This is a genomic window from Algisphaera agarilytica, assembly GCF_014207595.1.
In the GTDB taxonomy this organism is placed as follows: Bacteria; Planctomycetota; Phycisphaerae; order Phycisphaerales; family Phycisphaeraceae; genus Algisphaera; species Algisphaera agarilytica.
Genome location: NZ_JACHGY010000001.1, coordinates 2948978 through 2961399 on the forward strand (window position 1 = coordinate 2948978; position 12422 = coordinate 2961399).

Below are 12422 nucleotides of genomic sequence, written 5' to 3' on the forward strand. Positions count from 1 at the left end.
TTGAATGGTCTGAACAAGGTCAGGAATTCAACCATTGTCTGTATCAGGGGACAGCCATGCTTAAACGTTATGAATTGGACGCTATCGCCACCGAACCCGAAGAAGGAATCCAGTGGGAGGCCACAGATTCGTCTCGCCGCGGGGTCGGCCTGAAGGGGCACCTGCTGAGCGGCACGATCGCCGCGGCCATCGTGATGGTGGTCGCCAGCTGGGTGGGGGGCGAATTCTCCCAGGCCGAGGCCGCGGGAGCGACTCAGATCCGCATCGCCGAGGCTCAGGCGGACGAGCAGACCCAAAACCGAAGCCGCGCCTGGGGTGTCGAGGGTTCGGCCAATCAAGACCACGCCTGGGTCTTTCAGGATTAACCAGGCCCTGTTGCCTTAGGAGAGCCCGGCATGACCGATCAACGAAACGAAACCGAGGCGGTATCGCCGTGGGCCGGCGCATTGGGGATCGCTCTGGTGTTGGGCTTGGGGTTGACCGCGCTGCTGGGCACCGCCTCGACGCCGCCCCCGGCCGAGGCGCAGACGCCCACGCTTCAAGCCGCCGAGCCGGCGGACCCGCCGGTGGTGTCGCTGTATGCGGAATCCGGATCGCACACGCCGTCGGACACGCCCGCCCCGCGGCCCGCTGAGCCGCTTACGAGCCTGTTCGACTCCGACTAAGCGCCACCGCTTCACCCCCTCGGCCTCTTCGCCAAGGTCCGTTACACTCCCGGGGTGTCGCCCCGCCCATCCGAGAACAAGCTGTTCAACGACGATCCGTCCGGCGCTCCGCCGTCCGAGGCGGTGGGTTATGCGTTGGTGTCGCTCGAACGCAGCATCGACAGCGCTGACGGCGGGTTTACCTATGCCGTGCCGCCGGAGTTGGCGGACTTGGCGGTGGGCGATCGGGTGACGGTGCCGCTGGGCCGGGGCAACAAGCCGACCGGCGGGATCGTCGTAGGCCTGGTCGAGACGCCCGACACCAAGATCAAACGCATCAAGCCGATCCAAAGCCGGGAGCGGTCCGCCGCGTCCCTGCCGCCGGACCTGGTGGCCTTGGCCAAGTGGATCGCCGGGTACTACTGCTGCCCCCTGGGCATGACGTTCGCCAGCCTCCTCCCCGCCGCCGTCAAACGCGGCACGGGCGCCCAACAACGCACCCAAGTCCGTGCTCTCACCCCCAAATCCAAGCCGAGGGCTGAGCCAAGCGAAGGCCCGGATCCCGCTCCCCCCAAACTCACCATACTCCAACGTGCCGTCCTCGACGCCGCCCTAACCCATCAAGCAAGCGAAGGCTGGATCGACCCCAAGGACCTGGCCGACCTCGCCGGGGCCAAGTCGACCTCGCCCATCAAGCAGCTCCTGGACAAGGGCCTGCTCGAAACGCGTCAGCACGAACGCATCGTCTCGGACCTCGACCTGCGTGCCCAGCGAGCCGCTCCCAAAGCCGACCAGTCGCCGCCGCAGCTCACCCCCGCCCAGGCCACCGCCGTCGACCGCCTCGGGGCCGCGCTCCCCAGCGGCTTCAGCGTCCACGTCCTGCACGGCATCACCGGCTCGGGCAAGACCGAGGTTTACCTAAGGGCCATCGCGGCGTTGTTGACTTCGGACTTCGGATTTCGGAATTCGGAAGAAGACCCGGCTTCGGACCAAGCCAACGTAACGCCGTCGCCTGCGTCCCCTCCGAAATCCGAAATCCAAAATCCGAAATCCCCTCCCCCTGGCGTCATCGTCCTGGTGCCCGAGATCGCGCTGACCCCGCAAACGGTGGGCCGCTTCCTCGCCCGTTTCCCCGATGGCGAAGTGGCCGTGCTCCACTCGGGCCTCACCGCCGCGCAGCGCCACGCCCAGTGGCAACGCATCCGCGACGGCAAAGCCCGCGTCGTCGTCGGCGCACGCTCGGCCATCTTCGCCCCGCTCCCCCGCGTCGGCCTGATCATCGTCGACGAAGAGCACGAGTCGTCCTACAAGCAGGACCAGCTCCCCCGGTACCACGCCCGGGACGTAGCGATCAAGCGGGCCCAGCTCTCGGGATGTCCGGTGGTGCTGGGCAGCGCGACGCCGTCGTTGGAGAGTGCGTATAACGCGGGGATTGGGGGCTTGGAGGTTAGGGGCTTAGGAAAAGAAAAAACGGCGGGTGCGGAGACCAAGCCCCCAACATCCAAGCCCCCAACACCCAAATTCCACCTCATCGAACTCCCCGACCGCGTCCCGGGAGCCGTGCTGCCTAAGGTCGAGATCGTCGACCTCGCTCAGGAACGGCAGCAGCGTAAGGGCATCCACCTCTTGTCGCACCGCCTGGAGAACGCGCTGCGCAACAACCTCGACGCCGGGGGCCAGGCGATCCTGCTGCTCAACCGCCGGGGCTACGCCAACTACATCGCCTGCCCCGACCACCGCTGCGGCTGGATGATGCGCTGCAACCACTGCGACGTCACGATGGTCTACCACCGCAACGCCGCGCTGCCCACCGGCGGCGTGGTGCGCTGCCACCACTGCGGGGCCGAGCAGCTCCTGCCGCAGATCTGCCCCGAGTCCGGGCACAAGCTCACCGTGTTCGGCCTGGGCACGCAGCGTGTCGAAGAAGAACTCGTCCGCAAGTTCCCCGAGGCCCGCCTCGCCCGCATGGACGCCGACGCCATGCGCACCGCCAAGGACTACCAGACCACGCTCGACGCCTTCGCCCGTGGCGACACCGACATCCTGCTCGGCACCCAGATGATCGCCAAGGGCCTGGACGTCGCCAACGTCCGCCTCGTCGGCGTCGTCTCGGCCGACACCTCGCTGAACTTCCCCGACTTCCGCGCCAGCGAGCGCACCTTCCAACTCATCGCCCAGGTCGCCGGGCGTGCGGGCCGGGGCGAGCACCGCGGCAGCGTGATCGTCCAGTCCTTCAACCCCGACGACCCCGCCATCCAGCTCGCCGCCCAGCACGACTACGTCACCTTCGCCACGCAGGAACTCAAGACCCGGACCGAGACCGGCCTGCCCCCCGTCGGCCGCATGGCCCGCATCGTCCTCCGCGACACCGCCGACCTGGCCAACAAAAAACGCGCCCACCAACTCGCCCAGGTCCTGCACCAAGCCAACGATCAGCTTAACCTCGGCGTCCGCCTCCGCGGCCCCAGCGTCTGCCCCATCGCCCGCCTCGCCGACCACCACCGCCAACACATCGAACTGATTGCTTCGCCCCCCCAAGGCGCGACGTCGATCCAAAAGCTCCTCACCGCACTACGCAATGCCGGCCAACTCATCAGCGACACCCACACCGCGATCGATGTTGATCCGGTAGCGCTTCTGTAACAACAATGAAGCTTGATAGAGCGTTTGTCTTCAATATTTGATTTGGTATATTCTGCGTATTGCGTACTAGTGTTACTTAATCCAGGGGCTTAATAATGAGTGTTTTCCGGAGGATCGATGTGGGTGCATACATGTGGTGTGCGGTGTGTGGTGCCATCTTGATTGCAGCGGCCGGATGCTCGACCTCCACTCAGGAGGCGAATCCGCAGACTGTCTTTAATGATTTTTGCAATATTCTGTTGGCTGGCGATGGTCGGGCCTTGTCTCCGATCGATATCAACCCTCCGGTGCCGGTCGTCCCGTTAGAGTCCGATGATGTCGAGGGGGATTCAACAGCAAAAGGCGAGACGCTGAGTCCGACCGATGGCATGGAAGATGCCGAGCAGGTATTACTGTCAGCCGCGCTGGTAGAGGGCGTGATGCCTGTGGCAGGGAAGGGCCGGCTGACTGCCATCGATGAATCGGAGGGTGTTTTTTTTATCGAGTGTTCGGAATTTAGTGCAGATGATGCCTTGTTCCAAGTGAGATTTGATTTGTGTTGGATCTCAACCGTGCGGATGTTGGAAAGCTACGAAGATGGCGAAACGCGTGACGTCGAAACAATTCTCTCGGAAGTTCGTGGGGAAGACGCAATTGATTTTGAGCAGGGGCAGAACAACGGCAATGTGTATGAGATTGTCCGTGCGCTTAACCCTAAGCTTCAAGGTTACGACCGAGAGATTGCTTACTTAACGGTGAACTCTCTGAACCTGAAGGGTGCGCAGAGCGAAGAACTTTGGGGGTATGGGCTTCTTCAGGCCCAGCGATATCTTGATCATTTTATGGGGGCGGAGGCCATTCTCTCGTCTCTGGCAGCGGGTGAGCCGGTGATTGTGGGGATGATGCGCCCGAAACCCGAGGGGCATGGTGGTGGAATATTTGGCCATGCGATGCTGGTCTATGCGGCGGAGTTTGTCGCTATCCCGTCATCCGAATCGACCGAGATTCAGCTATACCGAATCGAAAACCTGATTGACTCCATCGTCATTGGACGCCAGCTGTGGGAGAACAACGGGGAGTTGGATGCAAACCCCGATACCTTGGATCAGGTCAAGGGGGTGGGGAAGAAGGTGTGGGGGGGAACTAAAAAGGCATGGCGATCCATCACTTCGGGTGACAAAGAAGTAGATCGACCGTTCCGCCTGGCTTTGCACAAAGTCTACCTCGTCGATCCACTCGGGCGGCACCCGGATTTCAGTTTCGATGAAAAGGTTGAGATCGATGGCCCCGAGTTTAGAGACCAGTTGATCTACGCCTTGAATCGGGACATGGCTCGGAAGATCGTTCCAATTGTCGATGAAGCGGAGCTTGATGTGATCGTTGGGGGTGTTGATTGATGCTCGATCAGCCGGTGCTTGTCAAATTGGTGGAAGAAGGAGGGGCAAGTGTTCCGGTGGGGGTGTCGCCATGGGATTTGGTTGGTGTGGCTGGTGTTGTTTTGATCGGGTTGTTGGTTCCGTATTACGCTTACTCGCGGTTACGGCCTGAAAAAGCAAGGCTGTTTTCATCATTAACGGTGCTTGTGATTCTCTTAGGCATCCTCTTGTACACGATTGCACGAGGATATCTACAGAGAGTTCTGAATATGCCCATTGATTCGAATTTTCTGTTGTCCCCCGAAGTGATGGCGGCTTTGGTTGGATCGTTTTTCACGGTCGTTCTAGGTGCTTTTGTCGTCAATCACTTAATGGAATCTGCCGAGGAGCGATCCGCTGTACGTTCTGCGGTGCAAGCGCACTATGGTGAAAAAGTCAAGCTGCTCGAAGATTTTTCGAACGTTGGACAGAAGATATTGTTTTACGCCTTGGCTTACCGGCAGGCCGAAGAGTGGCTGATTCGTCACGGATCGGAGGAACCCTCGGAATACGCGGAATCGAAAAGTGCGCGGTCGGCGCGTTTTGGTATAGGCAATTATGATGGGCCCAAGACCCACGAATACTACTTGCAGATGCAGCGTCATTTTGTTGACGCCGGTTCGATGCATGGGATGGCTAGAGCGGTGGAGTCCACGTTCTTCAATTCATATGATCTCAGTGCCGCTTTGGTGCGGCAGTCGCCGATTCAGGCCGGTGCTTTGCCAAATGATGGTGAGAACCATTTGATTGTTACGCGTCAGCTCATCGAGCGATTCGATGAGTTCTTAAATACCCGGAACTACCGGGAATGGCAGGATTACAAATCTGCCTCGGCGCGACTTCGTGAAGACTTTCGTGTATTGAATGATGCTTACTCGAATTTGATTGAGTCGATGTATCTGACTCTGTCCGTTGACCGCCAGGATCTGGTTCGTCCCGGTAGCGCTGTTGCAATCAAATTTGATTCCGCGCAAATAAAGGAGGCTGCTTTATGAAATCGCTGTGTGGTATATGTTTTGTATTGTTTGTGATGCTTGGTTTGTCGTTCCTGCCCGGTTGCACCGGGAACGATGTGGGCGGGTTTGTTCCCGACCCGAATCCAGAAGTGTCTGAGGGCGATAGAGCTTCAGACACGACGGCTCCTGCGAATTGATCACGCGGGCTCGATACGTTTATTTAATGATGAGTAGTGGTAACTGCTGGGCAAATTACTCAATGTGGCGGCGTGGACTAGCTTGGTGGGTTTGATTCGGAAGTTCAACCTGCTATAACCCGCCGCGATGTCTCGTTTGTTTCCCTCTCCTCCGCCGCGGGCCCTGGGCTCGCAGAAGGTCAACCGCAAGATCCTGGTGATCGCATGGCCGGTGATGCTGTCGGCGTTGTCGCAGACGCTGCTGACCAACATCGACTTCATCATGGTCGGCCAGGTCTCGACCGATGCGTTGGCTGCCGTCGGTGTGGCCAGCACGTTTATGACGCTGTTTTACATCATCGGCGGGTCGCTCTCGTTCGGGCTGAGCACCTGCGTTTCAATCCGGCTGGGTGAACAGGACCGCGTGTTGGCGGGGCGGGTGTCGGTGCACGGGCTGATCTTCGGGGTGCTGCTGGGGGCGTTGTTGTTTGTGGTGAGCCGATCCTTGCTGAGCCCGGTGTTCGGGAGCATGGAGCTGGAGGCCGCGGTCCACCGGATCGCCTTAGAGTACTCCGAGCTGTTCGTTTGGGGGCTTTGGCTGGCCCCGCTGGGGGCGATGGCGGCGGCGGTCTTCGGGGCGTACACGCGGACCCGCCAGGTGCTGGTGTCGTCGCTGATCATGGTCGTGGTCAATCTCGTGGGCGACTACATGCTGATCTTCGGCAAGTTCGGAGCCCCCGCCATGGGCGCACGCGGGGCGGCCTTGGCCAGCGTGTTGGCGGTGGCGACTTCGACGGTGTACCTCGCGGCAGCGATGTGGTGGTTGCGCCGGCCGCTGGGCCTGAGCCTGCCGCGTAGCCCGAAGCTGTTTGCACAGACCGTCGCGACGATCCTCCGGCTGGGCATCTCGACGACGGTCGAGTGGCTGCTGTGGTTTGTGGGGATCTTCATCATCACCATCTGGCTCGCCCCGTTCGGCGCGGTGCACCTGGCGTTGTTCCACGTCTCGATGAAGCTGCAGGGCCTGCTGATGCTGGCGGTGCGGGGCTTCACGGTGGCCAACAACGCGATGATCGGCCGGGCCCACGGTGGGCAGCAGCCCCGCCGGATCTCGATGTGGCACTACCACAACCTGCGGCTGTGCCTGATGAGCCTGATCCCCGGCGTTTTGCTGCTGATGGTGTGGCCGAGCTGGGTGTTCGGCTGGTTTATCGAGATCGACGAGGTTCGGCAGATCGGCTCACCGTTCTGGATCGGCACCGCGGTCGTGGGCGTGGTGGCCGCCCGCATGATCAACACGGTGACCGGATCGAGCCTGCGCAGCGTCGGCGTCCTGCTGTTTTTCATCTACCTGCTACTGATCTCCCAGGCGATCACGCTGGGCTTCGGCTATACCGTGCTGAGGGTGATGCAGTGGGGGTTCTGGGGCGCCCTGGCCGCCGCGGCGCTGGACGAGGTGTTCCGCGGCGTGGTGAGCACGGTGAAGCTGCGGCGGTTGATGCAGCCTGATGCCCGTTGAATCGTTTTTGGGTAGATGAAGTTGCGATCAGTCGCAGAGGTTGTGGCAGACCTGATGGCTAACCACCCCAATCACGGTATTAGTCGATTTAGAACGACCTACAGCCAGAAGTAATACGTACTCACTGAACATAAACTCGTCGTGCGGCTTCGGTGCCATGTGAAGAAGTATGTACCAGAGATGTTGCTCTCTGACGTACATTTTCAAAGACTCATGTGCACGTGTGGTTTCGTCGGGTTCATCACCGTGGGTAAACAGGTTTTGCTCCGAAGGGTCAGAGTGGATTTCGTCGTTGTTCGTATCGGGGTGGTAGCCCGGAAAAGGGATGTGCGTTTGGTCTAAAGACTTGATGTGGTCGCTTTTGAAGTCTTTTGCTCTTATCGCCTCAAGATAATTTCTAGCAGTGCGAAGCTCAGTCCGTGGCGAGCAGACAAATGGATAAACCTTGCAGGCCGCTGTACCGTAGGCACATTCAGTTAAGCCCAGGCCTTTGAGGAAAGCAATATCGTGAGATAAGGACTCAGGACATCCGTCGGAAAAATCGGACTCGAAGCACGCGACCCCTTGCCTCAGCCCCAAAGGTTCGAGAAGGGGTAAGTCCTCCGACGCGGAATCGAACAGGAGTCGTTCAAACGGCGCAGAGAAGTCCATGACTTAGCCTTTGCGATGATGATTACCGCGCGTTGACCCGCCGATCGGGGATCGGGCAGGACTTGGAGTTGTTGGTGAGCTCGTGCATCAGCTCGTCCATCTTCACGGTGGCGAAGGTGGTCGCGCTGTCGCTCATGGCGTAGGGGATCACGAGGTGACCGGCGTGGGCCAGGGCGCCGCAGGTGTAGACGACGTTGGGCACGTAGCCGTCGCGCTCGTCCTGGTTGGGGATGATGAGCGGCTGGTCGAGGTGGCCGATGACCTTGGACGGGTCGTCGAGGTCGAGGAGGCACGCCCCGATGCAGTACTGCCGGACCGGGCCGACGCCGTGGGTCAGCAGCAGCCAGCCGTGCTCGGTTTCGATCGGCGGGCCGCAGTTGCCGATCTGCACGAACTCCCAGGGGTACAGCGGGGCGGCGAGCTTCTGGCACTCGTTCCAGAAGTGCACGTTGTCGGACTGCATGATGAACATGTTCTCGCCGTCGAGGCGGGAGATCATGTGGTAGAAGCCGTTGATCTTGCGGGGGAACAAGGCCATGCCCTTGTTCTGGACGTACCGGCCGTTGAGCGTGTGGATCTCGATGTTGTGGAAGTCGGCGGTCTCGAACAGCTGGGGCAGGATGCGGAAGCCGTTGTAGGCGGTGTAGGTGCCGAAGTAGGTGACGGTGCCGTCTTCGTCGGTAAAGTGGGTGAGGCGGACGTCTTCGATGCCGCGCGACTCGTTTTCGGAGGTCGGGAAGATCACGATCTCCGAGGGGTCTGCTTCGTCGGGGACCTTCAGGCGGTAGTTGGACCGCGCCAGCCAGAGCATGTTCTCGGCGGTCTCGTTGAACGGCCGGGGGTGCTCGGGGCGGGCCTTGATCTCGGCGATCTTGTGGTCGAGCTCCTGGTAGGTGAACCAGTCGGGCATCTCGTCGAGCACCGCGCGGGCGGCGTCGGTGTACGCAGCCATCTCGATGAGCTTGAGGAAGAAGAGTTTCTTCTCGTACTGCCGGTCCTGGTTGACGCGCATCTTGGCGGCGTACTTGGACATCGGGGCGAAGGTGATCTCGCCGTTGCCGTCGACCACGCCGGTGCGGAACACGATGGACGAGACGTGGCCTTCGCCCGTGGCACGCAGCGACATGATGAACCGCAGCTCGCCGGGCTTCAGGTCGGACTGGTCGGGGTGTGGGACGATCGACGGGTTGAACAGCGCCGCCGACTCGATGGCGTACTCCATGGTGAAGTACGACCCGATGAGCAGCTTGCGTTCGAGTGAGAGGGCATCCGGATCGTCGACGTAGTGTTTGATGTAGCCGAAGTGACGGTCGAAGGTGTTCTCGATCTTGCGGTGGCGGGGCCCGAAGTCGCCGATGACCTGGTCGAGCAGCTCGTGGACCTCGGCGTCGCTGAGGCCGGCCACGCGGTTGAGAACGTTCTTTGCACGCTGCTCCCCGCCGACCTGGAAATAGCGGGCGATGACGCGTTTGTCGTCGGCGCTGAACTTCTGGTCTTTGCGGGTGACGTGGATCGGGCTGCCGTTGGGCATGGCGGGGCTTCCGAGAGTGGCGATCGATAGCAGGCTCGGGAATCCACAAAGGATTCTACCGTCTGGGTTTTATCGTATAGCGGTGAGCGTGGTCTTCAGATCAAGCGCTTTTCTGCGACATGATCGGACGTTGTCGGCCGACGAAGCGTGGATCGGTCACGCCGCGAGGGTGAGCCCCTCGTCATCGTCGCCGGACTTGCGTTTGATGAGGGTGACCTGGTTCCCCTGGTCGTTGTAGATCACCTCGTCCATAAACGCCTGCATGAGCATCAGGCCCCGGCCGGACACGGCCTCGAGGTCGTCGGGGTCGGGCTCGGCGTTGACCTTGGACGTGTCGAAGCCCGGGCCCTCGTCACGGATGATGAACGTGGCCGACTCGTGGGTCAGGGTCTCGGTGACGTGGATCCGCCGTTCGCGGTAGGGCGATTGCTCGCGTCGGTCGGCGGCGGTGTCGTAGTACCGGTCCAGGCTTTCCTTACGCAGCTCCGAGGAGACTTCGAGGTTGCCGTGGTACAGGGCGTTGGACAGCGCTTCTTCGAGCGCCATGCCGATCCGGGTGCGGTCGGCCTCGTCGCAGATGCCGAACATCGCCACGCTGGCCTGGAAACGCACCAGCAGGGCGGGCAGCAGGCAGGGATCGTTTTCCAGCTCAAACGTGCTGGTGCTGGCGGTCATGCATTTGAGCAGGCGGGCCTGGGTTTTGTTGCGGCTGGCCGCGTTGAGGACCCGGGTGATGTGGTCGACCAGTTCGTTTTCCAGCCGGTTGCTGTGGATGAACCCCGCGGCCCCGGCCTGAAGACCCGCCACGACCTGATCGACCCGGCCGTCGTCGCCGGTCAGCAACACCGGGCGATACGCGTCGCCGGACATCAACGCCGCTAGGTTGGCCGCCTGGTCTTCAGCGACAAGCTTCAGGTTGGCGATCACCATCTCGAACGTGCCCGACGCCAAAAGGTCCAGGCCCTGGGCGATCGAACTGCACAACTCGGTTTTCCACTCGTCGTGCCCGGACAACAGATCGTGTAGCTGTTGGCGCTTCGGTGTGTCGGGACTGATGACCAGGATGCTGGACATGTTTGAATCTCACACCAACGAACAGGAGGAGCAGAACAGGAGACTTATTGTGCTTTATCGGCTGCTGGGCGTCCACAGATTTGCCGAGTTGGGTGTTGCGGGTGTTGTTGTGGATAAAAAATGCGGGGCTTAACCCGCCTTGAATGCCCTGTTTATCGGCCGGGGCAAGAAAAAGCACGATCGGGGATGGAATGTTCTTGGAACCGGTCTGTGCGAATCGCATAATGGAATGTGCCCTGCTACACCCTCCTTTTCCCTTTCTCTCCAGGAGTAGCGTATGAAAATCCATGTCCGCGCGGTTAACTTTCAGATGAGCGAAAGCGTCGATCAGCACGCCCGTGATCGACTCCACGCCTCGCTCGACCGCTTCGAGTCCCGCATCGCATCGCTGATGCTCAGGCTCACCGACGACCACGGCCCGAAGCACGGGACCACCATCCACTGTGCGATCGAAGCCATCCTCAAGAACGGCGACAGCGTCATGGTCGAGCAGGACTCACCGGATTACTTCGAGGCCATCGACAAGGCCGCTGGACGCATGAAACGCACGGTCCGCCGATGCATCAACCGCAAACGCGACGTCCAGATGCGAACCCGGACCAGCATGGCCTGATCCGGTTCCGACCCATTTTGCTTTCTCCCTCCTGCCCCGGGCGTGCCCCGGGGCTATTTTTTGGCTCCGGGCCCCGCCGGGGTGCAAATTCTCCGCCAGTTGCCTAAACTTTCCCCCCACACCCTGTGCACTGTGGCGCACACGGCTGTGACGTCCCCTTACCCCAAGACCGAGACCCCGCCTGATGAAAGCCGCTCTGCTCTACGGAACCTGTACCGGAAAGACCGAAGCCGCCGCCGAGTTGATCCGCGACGAGTTTGGTGATGACTTCTTCGAAACCTACGACGACATCGCTCAGGTCGGTGCCGAGGGCCTGTCGGGCTACGACTTCATCATCTGCGGCATCCCCACCTGGGACGTCGGCGAGATCCAGTACGACTGGCAGGACGTCTACGACGAGCTCGACGACGTGGACCTGGCTGGCACCAAGATCGCCATGTTCGGCATGGGCGACCAGGGCGGCTACCCCGACACCTACCAAGACGCCATCGGCATGGTCTACACCAAGATGCTCGAACGCGGCGCAGAGGGCAAAATCGGCTTCACCTCGACCGAAACCCACGACTTCGAAGAGTCCAAGGGCGTCATCGATGGCCAGTTCTGCGGCCTGGCGCTCGACGACGACTGCCAGCCCGAGCTGACCGAGCAACGCGTGAAGGACTGGGCTGAGCAGCTCAAGAGCGAACTGGGCGTGTAACCCCAAGCGCTTCGCATTCCACCGATCTGCCGAGCGTTTAGCTGTCGATCAAAGGCCGACGCTCAACACAAAACACCACGTCACCCACAGCCGACTCTCGCAGTCGGCTGTTTTTTATAGATATCCGGGTGCTCTTTTCCGATAACTTTGTATCTCGAACGGTTTTTATCCGTCGGCCTGCACATCCATCTGATAGGGGAAACAACCTGGAGCGACTATGAGCAGCACGGAAGCGGCTTGTGTGAAGAAGTGTTTGAATGCGTTGGAACGTATCGAGCGTTACGTCGTGCTGATGTTTTTCGCCGACGAACTGACCCCCGCCGAGATCGGGGTGGTGCTGGATGTTTCGTTACGCCGAGTCACCGACATCCTCGATCGCTTCCGCGAAGCGGTCGCCCATGTCCTGACCCGTAACGACCAGCAACGCGACGCCCAGGCCTACGTCGCCAACTGGCTCCTCTCGCCGCATTCTGCGGTGGTTTGAACGGCACTCGGGTTTCATGAGTCGAAGCCCGTCCCGTAGC

At 60.8% G+C, this 12422-nt stretch carries 13 protein-coding genes; 10 read left to right on the top strand and 3 right to left on the bottom strand.

Going from position 1 to position 12422, the window contains the following annotated elements; translation table 11 throughout:
• Positions 1-56: 56 nt before the first annotated feature.
• From HNQ40_RS12700 to HNQ40_RS12725, 6 genes are all read left to right on the top strand, one after another.
• Complete coding sequence (locus HNQ40_RS12700; protein WP_184678197.1) at positions 57-365, top strand: hypothetical protein; 309 nt, start codon at positions 57-59, stop codon at positions 363-365.
• 30 nt (positions 366-395) lie between these two features.
• On the top strand, positions 396-665 hold the full coding sequence (locus tag HNQ40_RS12705; RefSeq protein WP_184678198.1) for a hypothetical protein: 270 nt from the start codon (positions 396-398) through the stop codon (positions 663-665).
• 54 nt (positions 666-719) lie between these two features.
• Entirely contained in the window at positions 720-3287 is a 2568-nt protein-coding gene (gene priA / locus HNQ40_RS12710) for a replication restart helicase PriA (RefSeq protein ID WP_184678199.1), read from the top strand.
• Between the two features lie 95 nt (positions 3288-3382).
• On the top strand, positions 3383-4663 hold the full coding sequence (locus HNQ40_RS12715) for a hypothetical protein (protein ID WP_184678200.1): 1281 nt from the start codon (positions 3383-3385) through the stop codon (positions 4661-4663).
• Entirely contained in the window at positions 4663-5676 is a 1014-nt protein-coding gene (locus HNQ40_RS12720) for a hypothetical protein (protein WP_184678201.1), read from the top strand. Before HNQ40_RS12715 ends, HNQ40_RS12720 begins: the two co-directional genes overlap by 1 nt.
• Positions 5677-5961: 285 nt before the next feature.
• Complete coding sequence (locus HNQ40_RS12725) at positions 5962-7332, top strand: MATE family efflux transporter (protein WP_184678202.1); 1371 nt, start codon at positions 5962-5964, stop codon at positions 7330-7332.
• Between the two features lie 27 nt (positions 7333-7359).
• On the opposite strand, the gene HNQ40_RS12730 is transcribed toward HNQ40_RS12725, so the two are convergent.
• The 3 genes from HNQ40_RS12730 to HNQ40_RS12740 form a co-directional block, all read right to left on the bottom strand.
• On the bottom strand, positions 7360-7983 hold the full coding sequence (locus HNQ40_RS12730) for a hypothetical protein (protein ID WP_184678203.1): 624 nt from the start codon (positions 7981-7983) through the stop codon (positions 7360-7362).
• Positions 7984-8005: 22 nt separating this feature from the next.
• Entirely contained in the window at positions 8006-9514 is a 1509-nt protein-coding gene (locus tag HNQ40_RS12735; RefSeq protein WP_184678204.1) for a glycoside hydrolase family 130 protein, read from the bottom strand.
• Between the two features lie 156 nt (positions 9515-9670).
• Positions 9671-10588 carry an ATP-binding response regulator gene (locus HNQ40_RS12740; RefSeq protein ID WP_184678205.1) on the bottom strand — a complete coding sequence of 306 codons (918 nt, stop codon included), beginning with the start codon at positions 10586-10588 and terminating at the stop codon, positions 9671-9673.
• Between HNQ40_RS12740 and HNQ40_RS18530 the strand changes: the two genes are divergently transcribed.
• The 4 genes from HNQ40_RS18530 to HNQ40_RS12755 all read left to right on the top strand — a co-directional run bounded on the left by HNQ40_RS18530 (position 10587) and on the right by HNQ40_RS12755 (position 12382).
• Positions 10587-10721: a hypothetical protein gene (locus tag HNQ40_RS18530; RefSeq protein WP_261356884.1), complete on the top strand. Its 135-nt coding sequence runs from the start codon at positions 10587-10589 to the stop codon at positions 10719-10721. The two genes, HNQ40_RS12740 and HNQ40_RS18530, sit on opposite strands and share 2 nt — an antisense overlap.
• A 144-nt stretch (positions 10722-10865) precedes the next feature.
• Positions 10866-11201, top strand: coding sequence for an HPF/RaiA family ribosome-associated protein (locus HNQ40_RS12745; protein WP_184678206.1), 336 nt, complete (start codon positions 10866-10868; stop codon positions 11199-11201).
• Between the two features lie 184 nt (positions 11202-11385).
• Positions 11386-11898, top strand: a complete 513-nt coding sequence (locus HNQ40_RS12750; protein WP_184678207.1) for a flavodoxin — start codon at positions 11386-11388, stop codon at positions 11896-11898.
• Positions 11899-12115: 217 nt separating this feature from the next.
• Positions 12116-12382 (top strand): sigma factor-like helix-turn-helix DNA-binding protein, encoded by a 267-nt coding sequence (locus HNQ40_RS12755; protein WP_184678208.1) that lies wholly within the window; start codon positions 12116-12118, stop codon positions 12380-12382.
• The last annotated feature ends 40 nt before the right edge of the window (positions 12383-12422 follow it).